This is a genomic window from Pseudomonas sp. DTU12.1 (assembly GCF_009873475.1).
GTDB lineage: Bacteria > Pseudomonadota > Gammaproteobacteria > Pseudomonadales > Pseudomonadaceae > Aquipseudomonas > Aquipseudomonas proteolytica.
The window spans coordinates 2181131-2198428 of the sequence record NZ_CP045254.1 but is presented as its reverse complement, the minus strand read 5'-3'; the positions used below and the strand labels follow the sequence as shown (position 1 = coordinate 2198428).

The 17298-nt window shown below is 62.5% G+C and carries 15 protein-coding genes; 5 read left to right on the top strand and 10 right to left on the bottom strand.

Annotated features, from left to right (window positions below):
* The first annotated feature begins 4 nt into the window (after positions 1-4).
* Positions 5-1798 carry a Gldg family protein gene (locus GDV60_RS09815; protein ID WP_159906999.1) on the top strand — a complete coding sequence of 598 codons (1794 nt, stop codon included), beginning with the start codon at positions 5-7 and terminating at the stop codon, positions 1796-1798.
* Between the two features lie 9 nt (positions 1799-1807).
* On the opposite strand, the gene GDV60_RS09810 is transcribed toward GDV60_RS09815, so the two are convergent.
* From GDV60_RS09810 to GDV60_RS09800, 3 genes are all read right to left on the bottom strand, one after another.
* Entirely contained in the window at positions 1808-2116 is a 309-nt protein-coding gene (locus GDV60_RS09810; RefSeq protein WP_029297956.1) for a hypothetical protein, read from the bottom strand.
* 246 nt (positions 2117-2362) lie between these two features.
* Entirely contained in the window at positions 2363-2797 is a 435-nt protein-coding gene (locus GDV60_RS09805) for a DoxX family protein (RefSeq protein ID WP_029297954.1), read from the bottom strand.
* A 103-nt stretch (positions 2798-2900) separates the two neighbouring features.
* A complete protein-coding gene (locus GDV60_RS09800) occupies positions 2901-4322 on the bottom strand; it encodes a transglycosylase SLT domain-containing protein (protein ID WP_159906998.1) in 1422 nt (473 codons plus the stop codon).
* 235 nt (positions 4323-4557) lie between these two features.
* Here GDV60_RS09800 and GDV60_RS09795 point away from each other — a divergent pair, with 235 nt between their 5' ends.
* From GDV60_RS09795 to GDV60_RS09785, 3 genes are all read left to right on the top strand, one after another.
* On the top strand, positions 4558-5364 hold the full coding sequence (locus tag GDV60_RS09795) for a TatD family hydrolase (protein WP_159906997.1): 807 nt from the start codon (positions 4558-4560) through the stop codon (positions 5362-5364).
* A gap of 96 nt (positions 5365-5460) precedes the next feature.
* On the top strand, positions 5461-6942 hold the full coding sequence (locus GDV60_RS09790; protein WP_092235188.1) for a methyl-accepting chemotaxis protein: 1482 nt from the start codon (positions 5461-5463) through the stop codon (positions 6940-6942).
* A gap of 145 nt (positions 6943-7087) precedes the next feature.
* Positions 7088-7450 (top strand): Mpo1-like protein, encoded by a 363-nt coding sequence (locus tag GDV60_RS09785; protein ID WP_159906996.1) that lies wholly within the window; start codon positions 7088-7090, stop codon positions 7448-7450.
* A 7-nt stretch (positions 7451-7457) separates the two neighbouring features.
* Here GDV60_RS09785 and GDV60_RS09780 read toward each other — a convergent pair whose 3' ends face one another.
* The 3 genes from GDV60_RS09780 to GDV60_RS09770 form a co-directional block, all read right to left on the bottom strand.
* The gene (locus tag GDV60_RS09780) at positions 7458-8255 is read right to left on the bottom strand and encodes an acyl-CoA thioesterase II (RefSeq protein WP_029300793.1); all 798 of its coding nucleotides are present in this window, start codon (positions 8253-8255) and stop codon (positions 7458-7460) included.
* 102 nt (positions 8256-8357) lie between these two features.
* Positions 8358-9119, bottom strand: a complete 762-nt coding sequence (locus GDV60_RS09775; protein ID WP_159906995.1) for a CHAD domain-containing protein — start codon at positions 9117-9119, stop codon at positions 8358-8360.
* A 95-nt stretch (positions 9120-9214) separates the two neighbouring features.
* Positions 9215-9493, bottom strand: a complete 279-nt coding sequence (locus GDV60_RS09770; protein WP_029300795.1) for a hypothetical protein — start codon at positions 9491-9493, stop codon at positions 9215-9217.
* Between the two features lie 216 nt (positions 9494-9709).
* On the opposite strand from GDV60_RS09770, the gene GDV60_RS09765 reads away from it, so the two are divergent.
* A complete protein-coding gene (locus tag GDV60_RS09765; protein WP_029300796.1) occupies positions 9710-10747 on the top strand; it encodes a patatin-like phospholipase family protein in 1038 nt (345 codons plus the stop codon).
* A gap of 364 nt (positions 10748-11111) precedes the next feature.
* Here GDV60_RS09765 and GDV60_RS09760 read toward each other — a convergent pair whose 3' ends face one another.
* The 4 genes from GDV60_RS09760 to kdpB all read right to left on the bottom strand — a co-directional run bounded on the left by GDV60_RS09760 (position 11112) and on the right by kdpB (position 17295).
* A complete protein-coding gene (locus GDV60_RS09760) occupies positions 11112-11807 on the bottom strand; it encodes a response regulator (RefSeq protein ID WP_070995179.1) in 696 nt (231 codons plus the stop codon).
* Between the two features lie 49 nt (positions 11808-11856).
* Entirely contained in the window at positions 11857-14508 is a 2652-nt protein-coding gene (locus GDV60_RS09755; protein WP_159906993.1) for a sensor histidine kinase KdpD, read from the bottom strand.
* Positions 14509-14630: 122 nt separating this feature from the next.
* Positions 14631-15176, bottom strand: coding sequence for a potassium-transporting ATPase subunit KdpC (gene kdpC, locus GDV60_RS09750; protein WP_104911970.1), 546 nt, complete (start codon positions 15174-15176; stop codon positions 14631-14633).
* A gap of 55 nt (positions 15177-15231) precedes the next feature.
* The gene (kdpB, locus tag GDV60_RS09745; protein ID WP_159906991.1) at positions 15232-17295 is read right to left on the bottom strand and encodes a potassium-transporting ATPase subunit KdpB; all 2064 of its coding nucleotides are present in this window, start codon (positions 17293-17295) and stop codon (positions 15232-15234) included.
* Between the last annotated feature and the right edge of the window lie 3 nt (positions 17296-17298).

Sequence of the window (17298 nt, the reverse complement as noted above, 5' to 3'; positions counted from 1 at the left end):
CCCCATGAGGAACCTCATGAACTTCGGCGTGACGTTGATCGTCATCGTCCTGCTTTTTCTTGCCTTTAACCTGGTTTGGGCACTGAAGCTGCCCAACTACCGCCTGGACCTCTCAGAGAAAAAAATCCATACCCTGTCGCCTTCGACGCAGGCCCTGCTCGCGGGGCTTGAAACCCCGATGGAGGTGCATTTTTTCAACGCCAGTCACGCCCGCAAGAGTGAAGCATTGAAAAGCCATGGCGCATACATCGCGCTGCTGCTCAAAGCCTATGAAGGCGCATCAAACGGCAACATCACGCTGCACCTGATTGACCCTGAGCCCTTTTCAGAGGAGGAGTACCAGGCCGAGTCATTGGGCCTGGATAGAACGCAGGGGCTGTTCGGGCTCATCGGCACCCGCGCCAACCATGAACCTCAGAAAATCGAACGCTTCGACCCGGCCCAGGCGAACTTCCTGGAGTATGAGATCAGCCACTTGATCCACAACGTCGCACGCCAGGAACAGCCAGTAATCGGCCTGATCAGCGGCTTAACCGTGGACGGCAGCCGGGATGAACGCAATCAGCAAATCACGCCGCCTTGGCAGTTGCTCAAGGAAATCCGCGCTCAGTTCAATCTGGTGAGCCTGGGCAGCGACATTTCGCGTATCCCCGGGCACGTCAAGACCTTGATGGTGGTGCAGCCCGCTCGACTACCGGAACAAGCGCTTTTTGCCATTGATCAATTTGTCCTGGCTGGGGGCAAGCTGCTGATGTTTATCGACCCCCTGAATGAACCGGGCTCAACCACCGAGAACCCTGGCCAGCAAAACCTGCTCGCCGCATGGGGCGTGCAGGTGCCAGCGAACCAGGTATTGGCAGACAGCCTCTACGCAACGCCGGTAGTGGTGGCGAACGGCCAAGCCCCCGTACGCCATCCTGGGGCGCTCACCCTGACCCGAGAATCAATGGCGCAGAGCGATATCAGCAGCTGGGGCGTTGACAGGGTGACACTGTTGAATTCCGGTACGCTCATGCCCCTGAAAAAAAGCCGCACCACCTTCACTCCCCTGCTCTGGAGCTCCGAGCGAGCCTATACGTTCGATGGCGCACGCTTCGCCCAACAGGATGGGTTCGACACCATGCTCAGCGAGGCCGCCATGCGCGGCCGGTCGAGTGTGATCGCCGCGCGGATACAGGGACCCGCCTACTCCGCCTTTCCTGACGGCATCAACGGCCAGAAAGCGACGTTGCAAAAAGCCGCCAATATCCATGTGGTGCTAGTTGCCGACACTGACTTGCTCAGTGACCGCGTCTGGCTGGCCGCACGCACTGCCAATGGACACCAAGCGCAGCGTCCGGGCAACGCCAGGTTTGTCTTCAACACCCTGGATAACCTGGCGGCACCTGACACACTAAGCGCTATCAGCCCCCGCGCAAGCGACGGGCCACAGCCAGGGTTGCTGGACAGAATGCGCAACGAGGCCGCGCAGTCCTACCGGAAAAAAGCCAACCTTCTGGAACAACGTCTGGACCAGGCGGAAAAGGAGTGGCAGACGCTCAACGCGCCTTTATCGAGGCTGGGAAGCCAGGCCCTTTCCTCCAATACGCTGTTGCAGGCGCTGAACAAAGAACGCCTGCGCTTGCGCCTGGAACTTCACACCCTGAAGAAGGAAGCCTACAAGGACGTTCGGCAGTTGGAGCGCACAGTAGCCCTGCTCACTATCGTCACTGTTCCGTTGATGGTGAGCCTGCTGGGGCTGGGGATTCTCATCTCGCACCGACGCCGCCAACATCCACCCGCCGCAGCGTTCTATTGAGCGTCGCGGTCAGCGGCGGGTAATCAAACCCTGGCGCGCTACGCGGGTCAGGTGTCGGATGAACTCACCGGCATCGTCGGCGTTGGGCGCCTGGATCACCGCCAGGTCAAAGCTGTTCGTGGCAAAGCGCGCCAGGGACTCGCCGTCTTCGACAAACTGGATCAAGAAAGCCGAAGGGCGGCCAGTACGGCGGGGCCAGCCATCCAGGTAGCGCAATAGCGTCGGTTGGTGCTTGCCGCCAAGCAGGATTTTAGGGTTGCGCTGAGTGAGGCCCGCAGTGATCGGGGCCAGGCGTACAAGAGGTCGTAGTGCATTCATCGTGTCGTGTCTCTGCCTCAAAAGTCTGCGGGCAGGTGAGAGGCAACACCGAACCAGCGCTTTAGCGGTATTTCGAAACCTGGAGCAGGCTTCTGTCGGGGCTGCAGTGAGTCCCTGTGGCGCCCCGCAATTAGCTGTTTAAATCGGCGCATGCAGCATCCTAGAGAAGCCGGTGGGGCGGTGTCAAGAATCCCGTACAACGAAAAAGGCCCGCACGGGCGGGCCTTTAACACGTGTGCTGCAAGATCAATTGGCGATGGCGCGATCGACAGACAGTTTGCCAGCACCTTCGAACAGGACCGCCACCGTGCCGCCCAGCAGTGCCAAGGCGAACTCATAGCCGTTGTTGGCCATGAACAAACCGTTGCTGATATGCACCGAGAAAATCGCCACCAGCGAGACAATCGTCAGACCCAGCGCCGCTGGGCGTGCCAGCAGGCCAATGATCAGTGCCAGGCCGGCAAAGAACTCAGTGCCGCCCGACAACAGCGCCATCAGCGTACCTGGGGCCAGGCCGATGCTCTCCATCCACTGTGCCGTGCCCGCCAGGCCACCACCGCCGAACCAGCCAAAGAGTTTTTGCGAACCGTGGGCGGCAAAGATGATGCCGACGAAAATCCGCAGGACAGTCAAGCCGAAGCCTGCACGGGTGGACAGAACGTTTCTGATCATTGGGCTCATGTAGATAATCCTTTTCGATGATGGGGTTGGTTGGCCGCTATATTAATCAGTTTATAGAATGATAAAAGCCGAAAATAGCGTTAATCAATATCGATTAATTAGATTATTTGCGTGAGACGATCTTGGACGCCACCGGCTCTAGGGAGTCCCGCTCCCGATCAAACGCCAAGTAGTACTTGTTCACGCTATTAACATAGCTGACGCCGCCCATTCCAACCTGCTCCATGGCGATGCGCTCCACCTGGAAGAACCACTGATTGGGGTTCAACCCCCGACGCCTGGCCTCGGCGCGCATGCCCTGCACCCGTTCCGGGCCCATGTTGTAGGCGGCCAGGACGAACGCCATACGTTCGCGCTCGTTGAGCTTGGGGCTGGCGAAGAACTTGCGGCGAATCAACGCCAGGTAGCGCGCCCCTGCCTGCACATTGCTGTCCAGCGTCTGGATATTGTTGACCCCCACACGCTGGGCGGCCGACGGGGTGATCTGCATCAGGCCTGTGGGCCCGCTGCCACTTTTCGCGGCGGGATTGAGGGACGATTCCTTGAAGGCCAGGGCCGCCAGGTTCAGCCAGTCCATGCCCTGTTCCCGGGCATGTTTTTGCAAGACCGGGCGCAGCTTTTCGAGGCGCTGGCGATCGGCCCGCGCCAAGGGGTAACGCACTTGGTAGAGGCGCCGATAGATGCGCTGGAACGCTACATCCTGGTCTGACGGAGTCTTGTAGGTTTTCAGGAAGCGGTCGATGCTCGCCCGCAGCATCGACGCATCCTGGCGCACGAACCAGTACTCCTCACCCGGCTCACTGATCGCCACTTGCTTGTCGAAACGCAACTTGGGCAGGATCTTCGACCAGCGCTCGGCAATCGGTCGCTCGACAATGGTCAGGTGGAAGATCCCGGCCTGGACCATCTCCAGCACATCTTCCACCGCCAGGCTGGGGTCCACCCATTCCACCTTGACCGGCGGCAGCTTGCGCAGCGCCAGCTTCTGGTTGATCTGGTTGACCGCCTCCCCTGCTGCGCTGCCCGTGGTCAGGGCCAGGGTGCGCCCGGACAGTTGCTCCAACCGGGTAAACCGCCGCTGGCCCTTGAGACCCACCAGCCACAGCGGCACGTCACTGGCAATCGGGTCACTGCTGCTGATCTTGTGGGCAGCCGTCGCATCCAGCAGCTCACCGGGCGCCACCAGGTCACCTTCGCCACGGGCCAGCGCGCCCAGCAACTGATCCTTGGCCTTGGGAATGATCTTGAGGTTGATTTCCTGGCCATCGCGGGCGCGGCCATTGAGGTAGTGTTCGAAGGCCCGCAGGCGATGGTACTCGACACCAATTGACTGGCCCTGGACTTCACCGGAGCTGTTGCGACTCTGGTTGACCAGCACGCGCAACGTGCGACTGCTGCGGATTTCGGCCAGGTCTCGGACCTTGCCCGGCTTGGTCACTTCCAGCGGCCCGTCCAGACGCGCGACCGCCGCGTTGGGCAGCAGTAGCGTCAGGCATACCATGAGCAATGCCGAGGGTCGGATCATCCGCTCTCCGGAAAGAACAAGGCCCCATGCACCGCGAAAAACGCCACATTGGGGGACAGAAACAGAGCGCCAGAGGCGCAGACTTTGGGCGCAAGGGTGTCACAGCAGCAGGCCTTCGGCCAACCACGGTGTGACTTGCGACGTTCAAAGACAGCGATAACTCGTTGTAGTTCTTGGCTTTTCTTATAAATCCACAGCTCTGATAGACTTTCCGGCCGCAGGCGGAGATAGCACCATGCAACTCATTGATATTGGCGTCAACCTGACCAACCCCAGTTTCGACGACAAACACCAGGCCGTGCTCGACCGCGCCTACGCCGCCGGCGTGGGCCAACTGGTGGTCACCGGCACCAGCGTGCACGGCAGCGAACAAGCCCTGGAACTGTGCCAGCGCTGGGATCCAAGCGCCCGACGCTTGTTCAGCACCGCGGGCATTCACCCCCATAGCGCCAGCGACTGGAATGCCGACAGCGAGCGGCAACTGCGTGACCTGCTCAGCCAGGACCGGGTGCGTGCCGTGGGTGAATGCGGGCTGGACTTCAACCGTGACTTCTCACCCCGCCCCCAGCAGGAAAAAGTCCTCGAAGCCCACCTGGCATTGGCCGTCGAATTGCGCTTGCCGGTGTTTCTCCATGAACGGGACGCCAACCAGCGCCTGCTGGAGATCCTGCGCGACTACCGCGATCAACTGCCCGCCGCCGTAGTGCACTGCTTCACCGGCGAACAACGCGCACTGTTCAGCTACCTCGACCTGGACCTGCATATCGGTATCACCGGCTGGATATGTGACGAACGCCGTGGCACGCACCTGCACCCGCTTGTCAGGGAAATCCCCCGGGGCCGCCTGATGCTGGAAAGCGACGCGCCCTACCTGCTACCGCGCACCCTGCGGCCCAAACCAAAGAACGGGCGCAACGAGCCAGCCTACTTGCCGGAGGTGTTGCGCGAAGTGGCCCTGCACCGCGAAGAAAGCCTGGAAGACCTGGCCCAACACAGCACCGCCTGCTCCCGTGCGTTTTTCGGCCTGCCTGCGTTGGATTGACGCGGCGCATTGACCCACATCAACACCCTTTTTCCGAATAGCGGCACAATAATGGCACCTTGCCAAAACTGTTTCCGCTATCAGAGAAAACCTTCCATGGGTGCCTGGCTTAGCAATATCTCGCTGAAGTACAAATTCTGGGCCGTGAATGCGGTCGCTTTCATCACCACGCTGCTGCTGGTGCTGTATGCCGTACACCTTGAGCAACAGGCCCGCAGCCATGCCTCCCAAGCCTCGGCACAAGCCCAGGGGCGCTTGCTCGGCGCATGGCCGGCGGGGCAGCCGCTGCCCAAGGACGAGCACTGGCTGGTGTTCCAGCGGGGCCTGGCTCCCGAACTGGCAGACCAGGACCTGTCCGCCCTCAGCGAGGCCAATGGCTGGGTCGAGTTCAACTCTATGCCGCTGTTCGGCGAAAACCCGTTGCTGGGCGCCGAGGTCATCTCCCGCGCCGACGGCCAGCAAATCGCCGTACTGGCGTATGCGCCGAGCCTGAGCCAGGTGTTTACCGAACGCTTCACCAACTACGCGGTGGCGGTGCTGATCCTGATGCTGGCGATGCTCTGTGCCTCGCAACTGCTGATCCGCTTTTTGCTCGCCCAACTCAACACCTTGAAAGACGTGATGCTGCACGTAGAAAAAACCGGCGACCTCTCGGCCCGCGTTCCCCTGGCCTGCAAGGACGAAGTCGGGCAGATGGCCAGCGCGTTCAACGCCATGCAGGCCGGCTACCAGCGGGTGGTCAGTACTGTGGCGCGCACCGCCAAACTGCTGGACGACGGCGCTGCGCGCCTGGCCAGCAGCATGAATGAAGTCCAGCACGGCATGCTCGGCCAGCAAAGCGAGACGGACCAGGCAGCCACCGCGATCAATGAAATGACCGCCACCGTGTATCACATTGCCCAGCACGCCGGCGCCACACGGGACCTGTCGCAGACCGCCGACACCCTGGCCGGCAGCGGCCAGGAAGTGGTGACCCGGGTCCAGCGTTCGATTGCCGGGTTGTCCACCGGCGTGCAGCAAACCGCCGAGATGATCCAGAAGCTGGCCGAGGACAGTCAGAAGATCAACGGCGTGGTCGGGGTGATCCATAGCATCGCCGAACAGACCAACCTGCTGGCCCTCAACGCTGCCATCGAAGCCGCCCGCGCCGGGGAGATGGGCCGCGGCTTTGCCGTGGTGGCCGATGAAGTGCGCAACCTGGCCAAGCGCGTGCAAAGCTCCACCGATGAGATCACGCGCATGGTCTCGGCCCTCCAGGCCGGCACCCGGGATGCGGTGGATTTTATGCAGGAAAGCTCGTTCAAGGCCGATGACTGCGTGCAGCAGGCCCAGGAAGCCGGCGCCTCACTCGCGGAAATCACCAGCGCCGTGGCGCAGATGCGCGAGAGCAACACGCAGATTGCGGTCGCCGCCGAACAGCAAAGCCATGTGGCCGAAGAGATGAACCGTGCGGTGGTGAGCATCCGTGATGTCACAGAAAACACCGTGCAGCAGACCGTGGACTCTGCGACCACCAGCAACGAACTGGCGACCCTGGCTGGCGAGTTGAGCAAGGCGATCGGTCAACTGAAGTTGTGAGGTTTGCCTGCCGTTCAGCCAACGCTTGCCGTTGGCTGAACCCGTCAATTGGCTATAACCCCCATAGCCAACCCCAATTCGCCGCCCCTGCCCGCCCCACCTAAACTCTGTTCATCGAGTATCAATGGACAGAGGATTTATCATCATGGGCAAACGTCACCCCAATCTCCCGGCCTGGCAATGGCGCGCCTACCCGCAGAACCATCAGCACCCGACCAACCTGGTGTTGCACCTGATTGCAGTACCGCTGTTCATCGTCGGGTTTCTGCTGATTGTGTCCGGGGTGTTCAGCCTGAGCTTGGCCAGCTTTGCCATCGGCGTGGTCGGTGTGTTGGCCGGCCTGGCCCTGCAACGTCATGGACACAGCCTGGAAGCCCAGGCCAGCGAGCCGTTCAGTGATGGTAAAGATGCAGTGCAGCGCTTGGTGGTCGAGCAGTTCGTGACCTTTGCGCGCTTTGTCCTCAGTGGTGGCTGGTGGCAAGCCTGGCGTCAGCGCCACCGCCACTGACGCGGGCTCAGGCGAAAACCACCACGGTCTGGCGGCTGATGGCGATCAACTGGCCGTCAGGCCCCCACAACATCGCAGCGGCATGGCCATAGCCGTCGCGGGCATGCTCGATCTCGACGTGGTATTGGCACCAATCCAGGGTCGTCAATTGCGCCAGAGGCTGGATGAATTCGATGGTCCAGGTCAGGGTGCTGCCCGCTGCAGGCCGCTTCAGGTGCGGTAGCAGGGCCGGCGGCCAGGCATCCACCAGCGCGAGGATATGCGCTTCGGTCAAAGGCTCCTCCTTCACATCCCCGCGCAAACGCACCCAGCCGCCCATCTCCCGGGATTTGTTGCCCGTGAACGGCAAACCGCCGACGCTCCAGCGCATTGCCAGGTAGCGCATGAACTCAGGCGTCACGCCTTTGATATAGGGCAGTTCCTGGCATTCGTCCCAATGCTTGAAGGTTGGCGCGGGCAATGCTGGCACGTCGATCTCCGAAGGCCGTGATGCGCCGAAACTGGCCTGTGCCAGGGTCATTACTTCCCCACCCTGCACCACCCGCCCCAGCAACTGGCTGACCGCCTTGCCTTCGCGCAACACTTCCACTTGATAGCTGGCAGAGACATCTGGCGCCACCGGCCCGACAAAGGTCACGGCCAACGAACGCAACGGCCGGTCTGCCGGCACCTGGGCGCGCAAGGCTTCGTATTGCAAGGCGGCGACCAGGCCGCCAAACGTGGCACGGCCCTGGGCCCATTGCGCCGGGATAGACACGTCCAGCGGGTTATTACGGGCGGCGTCGAGCAAATCACTAAAGCGCATGGCGACCTCACATCAAGAAAATCGATTGTGCGATCTTAACCAGCGTGCCAGCCAGGTACAGCGCTTATTCCGGCCAAATACCCAGACAGATAAGCCGCCGCCTCAGAAACACTCCGCCGCCAGCTTATCCAGTACCCGATCCGCCTTGCCTTCGGCCTGGGCCATGGTGCGATGCCAGGCCGCAACACAAGGTTGCAGATCCGCCTGGTGTTCGGCCTGCGCCAGCCATTGCCAGCAGTCATGCCAATCCCCCAGTGCGCCTTGGGCGGATTTGAGACGGGACATGGCCTTGGCCGGCAATTGCCCCAATTGCGGATAAGCCTCGGCCGCGTAACGTACGCGCTTGATCAACAAGCGCAGGCGATGGCGGTCGTGACCGGGATCGTGCAGGGCCGCATCGAGGGTCTGCCATTGCTTGGCCAGCCGTTTTTCGATGCGAGCCCGCAGCCCCTTGAGTAGTTTTTGATGATCTGACGCACGGATAAAACGGGGAAAGGCATCCAGGATCAGCAGCAGTTGTGCGACTTCCGGGCTTTGCGCCACCTGCCGATAGGTTTGTGGCTGCTGGCGCAGACGCCGCGCCGCAGCGTCGTGATAACCGTGCTGCTGCAAGTACGCCGCCAGCACCTCACGGTCGCGCAACGGCGTGGTCAATTGACCGACTGCGCTGGCGGCCGCTTCCAGTTGCTCGACGCCGGGCAGCCCGCGCAAGGGGCGCAACAGGCTGCGCAGGCGTCGCACCGTGGTGCGCAGGTCATGCAGCGCTTCGTCATCGGTAACCGCCGCCAGGCGCGCCTGGCAACTCAACAATCCGACTTCCAGGCCAATGACCTGGGTGACCAACTGATCCACCAACGCCGACATGCTGCTTCCCCTGATAAACAACGTCCATGTACCTGCGCAAAACAGGCGTCTGGAACTACCTTAACCACTACCCCGGCATGTTGCGCTGACTCGGATCAACGCCCGGCGCGCGACTCACGGATATAGAAACGGGCTTTTTCCGCTTTGCTGGCGCACCCTTCGAACGCTTCGAATTGTTGCTGGGTCTTGGCGCCAGTCAGCAACGACAGGGCCTTGGAATAGCTGACCGTGCCGGCGAAACCTTCAGCCTTGGCCAAATCCAGTTCGTGCCACGCCGCGTCCAATTGGCTGCCGCAGCTATCGCGATAGGCCGTTTTGCCGGCACAACCGGCCAGGGCCAACACAATCACAGGCAAACACATCCAGGCTTTCATCAATGACACCTCAAGAAAAGAAAACAGTCGTGGGATGTAGACGTTGCCTACATCGAAAAGTGCCTTATCACACAGCCTGAAATGCCTAGCGCCGATAGCCAAAGCATACCCGAGCAACTAGCTCGGCTTATGAAAATAATCACTCTTGTCAGCTAGGATTGAAGCAGCCCCCTGGTTGGGTGCATTGTGGACAGCTGTTTTGCGAAGGATCCGATCATGAAAAAACGCGTTGCATTGGTCCTGGGCTCCGGTGGAGCGCGGGGTTATGCCCACATCGGGGTGATCGAAGAGATCGAAAAGCGCGGCTATGAAATCGCCTGTATCGCCGGCTGCTCCATGGGCGCGGTGGTCGGCGGGATCTATGCCGCAGGCAAGCTTAAGGACTACCGCAACTGGATCGAAAGCCTGGACTATCTGGACGTGCTGCGCCTGGTGGATGTGAGTTTTCGCCTGGGCGCGATACGCGGCGAAAAAGTCTTCGGGCAGATCCGCAAGATCGTCGGCGAGATCAATATCGAAGACCTGCGCATTCCCTACACCGCCGTCGCCACTGACCTGACCAACCAACAGGAAATCTGGTTCCAGGAAGGCTGCCTGCACCAGGCCATGCGCGCCTCGGCGGCGATTCCCAGCCTGTTTACCCCGGTGATGCAAGGCAACCGCATGCTGGTGGACGGCGGCCTGCTCAACCCGCTGCCAATCGTGCCGGTGGTGTCGAGCCATTGCGACCTGATCATTGCGGTCAACCTCAACGCCACCAACCAGAAGCACTACACCCTGCCGGTAATCCAGCGCCCGCCGGCGTTCAAGAGCCGCTTCGACAACCTGGTGCGCTCGCTGGGTTCGCACCTGCCGTTTCGACGCAAGCAGGCCGAGCAACTGCTGTTGCTGGAACAGGAAGCGCTGCAGGCGCAAGCCGCTGATATCAACCCCTGGCTCGAGGGCGCCGAGCCCGAAGCCCAGCAACCGGCCGCCGCCCCTGAGTCCGCTGGTGCACCGAAATCCGCTACCGGTTCGTTCATCATCGACAACGTGGGGCCGGCATCGCTGCTGGATCTGATCAACCAGAGTTTCGAGGTGATGCAGACATCGTTGGCCCAATACAAAATCGCGGGCTACCCGCCGGATGTGCTGATCAACGTGCCCAAGCGCGTGTGCCGGTTTTTTGAATTCTACAAAGCGCCAGAACTGATCGCCCTGGGGCGTGAGATTGCCAGTGATACGTTGGATCGGTATGAGAGTGAGCAGAGTTGAGAGCTTCGCTGGGGCTTGGGGCCCTATCGCGGCATAGGTATCTACACAACTTTCAGAAACTGACGAACTCCCCCGTGGCGAGCGGGCTTGCCCCGCGCTGGGCTGCGAAGCAGCCCCAAAAAGCCCTTCGCATTTTTTCAGATAAACCGCGATGGCAGGGTTTAGGGCTGCTACGCAGCCCAGCGCGGGGCAAGCCCGCTCGCCACAACTGCGCTATCTGCCTGGATTTAGGCGTTGCGGCAAAGTTGTGTAGATACCTATGCCTATCGCGGGCAAGCCTGCTCCCACATTCAGATTTGTGAATGCGCTCAAAAGGTGGGAGCGGGCTTGCCCGCGATGAGGCCGGTCCAGCCACCACAATCCCTCAGCCCTCAGCCCCCAACAACCGATACCCCACCCCCGCCTCGGTCACGATGAAGCGTGGCTGGGTCGGGTCATCCGCCAGCTTCTGGCGCAAGTGCCCCACCACAATGCGCAGGTAGTGGCTGTCTTCGGTATGGGTCGGGCCCCAGATGTCCTTGAGCAACTGTTGCTGGGTAATCACCCGGCCTGGATAACGCGCCAGTTGCGCCAGCACCGCGTATTCCTTGCGGGTCAGGGCCACGTCGACACCGTCCAGCAACACCCGCCGATAGGCCAGGTCGACCGTCAGCGGGCCAAACTGCAGTGCCGCCTGCTGGGCTTCTCCGACAGGCGCCTGGCGTAGCAGCGCACGGACCCGGGCCAGGAACTCCTGGATGCCAAACGGCTTGGTCACATAGTCATTGGCGCCACCGTCCAGCGCCTGGACCTTCTGCCCTTCGCTGGCCCGTACCGACAACACCAGCACCGGGGCTGTCGACCATTCGCGCAACTCACGCAGCACCTGCTGGCCGTCCATATCCGGCAGGCCCAGATCCAGCACCAGCAGGTCCGGTTTGTTCAATGCCGCCTGGGCCAACCCTTCGGCGCCGGTTCCAGCCTCAATTACCTTATAGCCCTGGGACGCCAGGCTGATGCGCAAGAACTTGCGGATCTGCGGCTCGTCATCAATGACCAAAATCGTCGCAGTCTGGCTCATGGTGTTCCGTCACAATCGCTGAAAAAAAATAAGAGTAGCGCACCTGATATCACGCTTCACTTTCCAGGCTCGGCTGGGTCTGCAATGGCAGGAACAAGGTGATGCACGTGCCCCGCCCGTCGATGCCCTCGGCCACGCTGATATGCCCGCCGTGGGCGCCGACCATGCCCTGGCAGATTGCCAGGCCGAGCCCGGTGCCCTGCCCGCCGCGGTCGCCGCGAGCGGCGGTGTAGAACATATCGAAAATCTTCGCCCGCTCCTCTTCAGGAATCCCCGGGCCTTCATCACTGACCGAGAAAAACAACGCCTGGTCCGCCACACCGGCACGCAGTTGCAAGCGACCATGGGGCGGTGAAAAACGCGCGGCATTTTCCAGCACATTGACCAGGGCTTGCTCGATCAAGGCGGCATGCACATACAGCAGCGGCAACTCGGGCGGCACGTCGGTACTCACCTGCAACGGCGCCAGCACCGCGCGCAACCGGGCGAGGGAACTGCCGACGATATCGCCGGGCGACACCCAGTCGCGTGCCAACTTCAAGGCGCCATGGCCCAGACGGGTCATGTCCAGCAGGTTCTGAATATAGCGGTCCAGGCGCTCGGCTTCGTCGCGAGTGCCTTCGAGCAGCTCACGGCGATCTTCCAGGGGAATGGCTTCGCCCAGGGCCAGCAGGCTGTCGATGCTACCGCGCATGGAGGTCAGCGGCGTGCGCAGATCATGGGAAACCGAAGCCAGCAAGGCGCTGCGCAGTTGCTCGGTCTCGCCATGCAAACGGGCGGCCTCCAGATTCTGCGCCAGCTGGGCACGGGCCAGCGCCTGAGCCAATGGCTGGCTCAAGGCCGTGAGCAGGCGCCGACGTTGGCCACTGAGTTCCAGGCCGGCCTTGGGGCTGACGCCGAGCAAACCCAATGGACCATTTTCAGCGGACAACGGCCACCACCACCAACGCCCAAACGGCAAGGTGCCAGTGCCCATGCCCGCCGGTTGGTCGTGCTGCCAGGCCCAGTCGGCGGCGGCACGTTCGGCTTCGGTGAAGGTGATCGGCCCACCGGTCTCGACTTTCCACTCACTGGGCCCGTCGCGATTGACCAGGCACAACTGCAAATCGCTCCAGCCCTGCAGATGATGGGTCGCTGCGCTGATCACCGCTTGGCGGTCGGTGGCGGCGGTGAGTTTGCGCGACAGGTCGAGGAGCTCGCTGGTTTCTTCCTGAGTGTCGCGCAGGGCTTGCAGTTGCCGACGCTGACGCGCAGCCAGGTTGCCGGTCAGCGCCGCCATCAGCAGGAAAAACAACAGCGTCAGCACATCCTCTTCACGCTGGATGGCGAAGGAAAAATTCGGCGGGATAAACAAAAAGTCATAGGTCATGAACGACAGCGCCGCACAGGCCAATGCCGGGCCCAGACTGCTGCGAACCGCCACCAGCAGCACAGCCGCGAGGAACACCAGGGAGATGTTGGGCAGCGGCAGGATACTCGACACCCCCCACGCCAATGCACTGGCCAGCACGGTTGCCAGCAGCGCCAGGGCGTAGTCGAACCACACCAGGCCCCGCACCTCGGGCAAGCGTGGCGGCACCGGCGTTTCATCGCTGTCGAGGACGTTGATTTCCAGGCCCCGGGCATTGCGCAGCAAGCGCGCCGCCAAACCGCCGCCGAACAGTCGACGCCGCCAGCGCGGGCGCGACTGCCCCACCAGCACCAGGCTGGCACGGCGTTCGGCTGCGTGCTGGATCAGGGTCTTGGCCACTTCGCCGGCACGCAGCAACACCACTTCGCCACCCAGGCGCTCAGCCAACTGCTGGGCGTTTTGCAGGCGCAGCCGCGACTGCTCGTCGCGCATCCGGCCGTTGTCCACATGCACCAGGCTCCAGGGCAAATGCCGGCGCTGGGCCACACGGCTGGCGTGGCGCACCAGGCGTTCGGCCTCGGCATCGCCATCCACCCCCACCAACAGACGGCCGCGCACGGTCGGCGCGGCCTGGCCCAGTTGCCGGTAGCCCTGGGCCAGATCGTCATCCACGTGAGCGGCGGCGGTCTGCATCGCCAACTCGCGCAGGGCCATGAGATTGGTCTGGGTAAAGAATGCATCGATGGCGGCCCGCGCCTGCTCCGGCACGTAGACCTTGCCGTCGCGCAGGCGCTCCAGCAACTCGCGGGATGGCAGGTCGATCAGCAGCAGCTCATCGGCTTCCTGCAACACCCAGTCCGGCAGGGTTTCGCGCACTTGCACGCCGGTGATACCGCGCACCTGGTCGTTAAGGCTTTCCAGGTGCTGGACGTTGACCGTCGTGAACACGTTGATGCCGGCAGAGAGCAGTTCCTGGATGTCCTGCCAGCGCTTTTCGTGGCGGCTGCCGGGGGCGTTGCTGTGGGCCATTTCGTCTACGAGCACCAGCCGGGGCTTGCTGGCGAGCAAACCGTCGAGGTCCATCTCTTCGAGCATCACCCCACGGTATTCCGAGCGCAGCAACGGCTGCTGGGGCAAGCCACTGAGCAAGGCCTCGGTCTCGGCGCGACCGTGGGTCTCGACCACCCCGGCCACCACTTTGACGCCCTGGCGCAGTTGGGTGTGGGCCGCCTGGAGCATGGCGTAGGTCTTGCCCACGCCGGGGGCGGCACCGAGGAATACTTTGAGCCGGCCACGGCCGTGCTTGGGTAGGTCGGCTAGGAGGGCGTCGGCGCGGCCGGAGTCACTCATGGGAACAGTCTTCTTTCAGTTAGTGATGTGGGGAACATGCTGCCGCCATCGCGGGCAAGCCCGCTCCTACAGAGGAATGCATTGCCCCTGTAGGAGCGGGCCCGCGATGGCGGCGCCACGGTTTACAACTTTTCCAGCGCCATGTTCAGCGCCAGTACATTCACCACCGGCGGCCCCACCAGCGGCTGTTCGATATGCTCGTCCATCAAGCGCTCCAGGGTCGACACCGGCAACTGCCGTGCCGCCGCCACCCGCGCCAGTTGATAGGCAATTGCCTGCGGTGGCAAGTGTGGATCAAGACCACTGCCGGAGGTCGTCAACAGCGCCAGGGGCACGGGGCCCTGGCCTGGCACCTGAATTTTAGCGGCGTCGTCAAACACCCGCGCCGCCAGCGCCGGATTGCTCGGGCCAAGGTTGCTGGCGCTGCTGGAGACGGTGGCAAACGCCCCTGCCGAAGGCCGCGAGTGGAACCAGCGCTCGCCGGTAAATTCCTGGGCAATCAGGCTGGAGCCGCGCACCTTGCCTTCGGCATCGCGCACCAGGCTGCCATTGGCCTGGTCGGGAAAGGCCACTTGGGCGACGCCGGTCACCACCAGCGGATAGGCGACGCCAGTGATCAGGGTCATCAATACCAACAGGCTTATCGCCGGGCGGATCATGCTGGACATTTCATCTTCCTCAATTGATTCGTGACCTGTAGGAGCCGGCTCCTACAGGATTGGCTCAGACCAGGTGCAACGCGGTCAGCAGCATGTCGATCGCCTTGATCCCGGCGAACGGCACCAAAAGCCCGCCCACGCCATAGATCAACAGGTTGCGCCGCAGCAACGCCGCCGCACTCGCTGCCTGCACTCGCACACCGCGCAGGGCCAGGGGGATGAGCACCACGATGATCAGCGCGTTAAACACAATGGCCGACAGAATCGCGCTCTGCGGGCTGCTCAGGTGCATCACGTTGAGCACGCCCAGTTGCGGGTAGATCGAGGCAAACAGCGCCGGCAGGATCGCGAAGTACTTGGCCACGTCGTTGGCAATCGAAAAGGTGGTCAGCGCGCCCCGGGTCACCAGCAATTCCTTGCCGATCTGCACCACGTCCAGCAGCTTGGTCGGGTCGCTGTCGAGGTCGACCATGTTCGCCGCCTCGCGGGCCGCCTGGGTCCCGTCATTCATCGCCATGCCCACGTCCGCCTGGGCCAGGGCCGGGGCGTCGTTGGCGCCGTCACCACACATGGCCACCAGGCGCCCGTCGTTTTGCTCGTGGCGGATGCGCGCCAGTTTCTTCTCCGGCGTGGCTTCCGCCAGCACATCATCCACGCCGGCTTCAGCGGCAATCGCGGCGGCGGTCAGCGGGTTGTCGCCGGTTACCATTACCGTGCGGATCCCCAGTTTGCGCAGCTCGGCAAAGCGCTCGCGAATACCGGGCTTGACCACGTCCTTGAGGTGTATCGCGCCGAGCAGTTTACCGTCGGCACACACCAGCAACGGGGTGCCGCCGCTCTGGGCGATCTTGTCGATTTCCCGGGACAGTGCCGGCAACATGTCCTGGCGCTGCTGACCGATAAACGCCAACAGCGAATCGACAGCGCCTTTACGGTAGACGCGGCCTTGATAGTCCACACCGGACAAGCGCGTTTCGGCACTGAACGGCACGCCCGTCAGCTCTTGCACCGAGGGCTCGGTGTACGGATGCAGGGCCCGCAGGTATTCGACGATGGATTTGCCCTCCGCCGTATCGTCTGCCAGCGAGGCCAGCAGCGCGCCTTCGGCCAATTCCTTGCCGTTGATGCCGGGCGCGGCATAGATGCCAGCGCAGCGCCGATTACCGAAGGTGATGGTGCCGGTCTTGTCCAGCAACAGCACATGCACGTCCCCCGCGGCTTCCACGGCGCGCCCGGACTTGGCGATCACATTGAGGCGCACCAGGCGATCCATGCCGGCGATGCCGATGGCCGATAACAGGCCACCGATGGTGGTGGGAATCAGCGTGACCAGCAGCGCCACCAGGAACACCAAGGGCAGGCTGCCATTGGCGAAATGGGCGAATGGCTGCAAGGTCACGACCACCAGCAGGAAGATCAGGGTCAGGCCGATCAGCAGGATATCCAACGCCACTTCGTTGGGGGTTTTCTGGCGCTTGGCGCCTTCGACCAGGGCAATCATGCGGTCCAGGGTCGACTCGCCGGGGTTGGCGGTGATGCGAATCACCAGCCAGTCCGAGACCAACCGGGTATTGCCGGTGACCGCCGAGCGGTCGCCGCCGGATTCGCGGATGACCGGCGCGGACTCACCGGTGATCGCCGCTTCGTTGACCGCGGCGATGCCTTCGATGACCTCACCGTCGCCGGGGATCATTTCCCCGGCCGCTACCCGCACCACATCGCCTTTGCGCAGGCTGGTGGCGGGCACCACCTTGAAGCTGCCATCGGCCTCCCGGCGCCGCGCACTCAGGCCCTCACTGCCGGCCTTGAGGCTATCGGCGCGGGCCTTGCCACGGCCCTCGGCCAGGGCTTCGGCGAAGTTGGCGAACAGCACGGTGAACCACAGCCACAGGGCAATCTGCACCGCGACAAAGGTCGGCACGCTGCTGTCCGGCACCAGGCACAGCACCGTGGTGAGGATCGCGGTCAGCTCAACCACTAGCATCACCGGCGAACGCTTCAACTGGCGCGGGTCCAGCTTGACGAACGCCTGGACCAACGCAGGGCGCCACAGGGCCGAGATCGCAGTCTTGGCCGATTCCTGGGTCTTGACCGGAGCGGCATTGTTTACAGGCATATTCATGTTCATACC

Excerpts from the sequence above, each read along its gene's own strand:
- GDV60_RS09815 (WP_159906999.1), top strand. The coding sequence starts at position 5 with ATGAGGAACCTCATGAACTTCGGCGTGACGTTGATCGTCATCGTCCTG.
- GDV60_RS09810 (WP_029297956.1), bottom strand. The coding sequence starts at position 2,116 with ATGAATGCACTACGACCTCTTGTACGCCTGGCCCCGATCACTGCGGGC.
- GDV60_RS09805 (WP_029297954.1), bottom strand. The coding sequence starts at position 2,797 with ATGAGCCCAATGATCAGAAACGTTCTGTCCACCCGTGCAGGCTTCGGC.
- GDV60_RS09800 (WP_159906998.1), bottom strand. The coding sequence starts at position 4,322 with ATGATCCGACCCTCGGCATTGCTCATGGTATGCCTGACGCTACTGCTG.
- GDV60_RS09795 (WP_159906997.1), top strand. The coding sequence starts at position 4,558 with ATGCAACTCATTGATATTGGCGTCAACCTGACCAACCCCAGTTTCGAC.
- GDV60_RS09790 (WP_092235188.1), top strand. The coding sequence starts at position 5,461 with ATGGGTGCCTGGCTTAGCAATATCTCGCTGAAGTACAAATTCTGGGCC.
- GDV60_RS09785 (WP_159906996.1), top strand. The coding sequence starts at position 7,088 with ATGGGCAAACGTCACCCCAATCTCCCGGCCTGGCAATGGCGCGCCTAC.
- GDV60_RS09780 (WP_029300793.1), bottom strand. The coding sequence starts at position 8,255 with ATGCGCTTTAGTGATTTGCTCGACGCCGCCCGTAATAACCCGCTGGAC.
- GDV60_RS09775 (WP_159906995.1), bottom strand. The coding sequence starts at position 9,119 with ATGTCGGCGTTGGTGGATCAGTTGGTCACCCAGGTCATTGGCCTGGAA.
- GDV60_RS09770 (WP_029300795.1), bottom strand. The coding sequence starts at position 9,493 with ATGAAAGCCTGGATGTGTTTGCCTGTGATTGTGTTGGCCCTGGCCGGT.
- GDV60_RS09765 (WP_029300796.1), top strand. The coding sequence starts at position 9,710 with ATGAAAAAACGCGTTGCATTGGTCCTGGGCTCCGGTGGAGCGCGGGGT.
- GDV60_RS09760 (WP_070995179.1), bottom strand. The coding sequence starts at position 11,807 with ATGAGCCAGACTGCGACGATTTTGGTCATTGATGACGAGCCGCAGATC.
- GDV60_RS09755 (WP_159906993.1), bottom strand. The coding sequence starts at position 14,508 with ATGAGTGACTCCGGCCGCGCCGACGCCCTCCTAGCCGACCTACCCAAG.
- kdpC (WP_104911970.1), bottom strand. The coding sequence starts at position 15,176 with ATGTCCAGCATGATCCGCCCGGCGATAAGCCTGTTGGTATTGATGACC.
- kdpB (WP_159906991.1), bottom strand. The coding sequence starts at position 17,295 with ATGAACATGAATATGCCTGTAAACAATGCCGCTCCGGTCAAGACCCAG.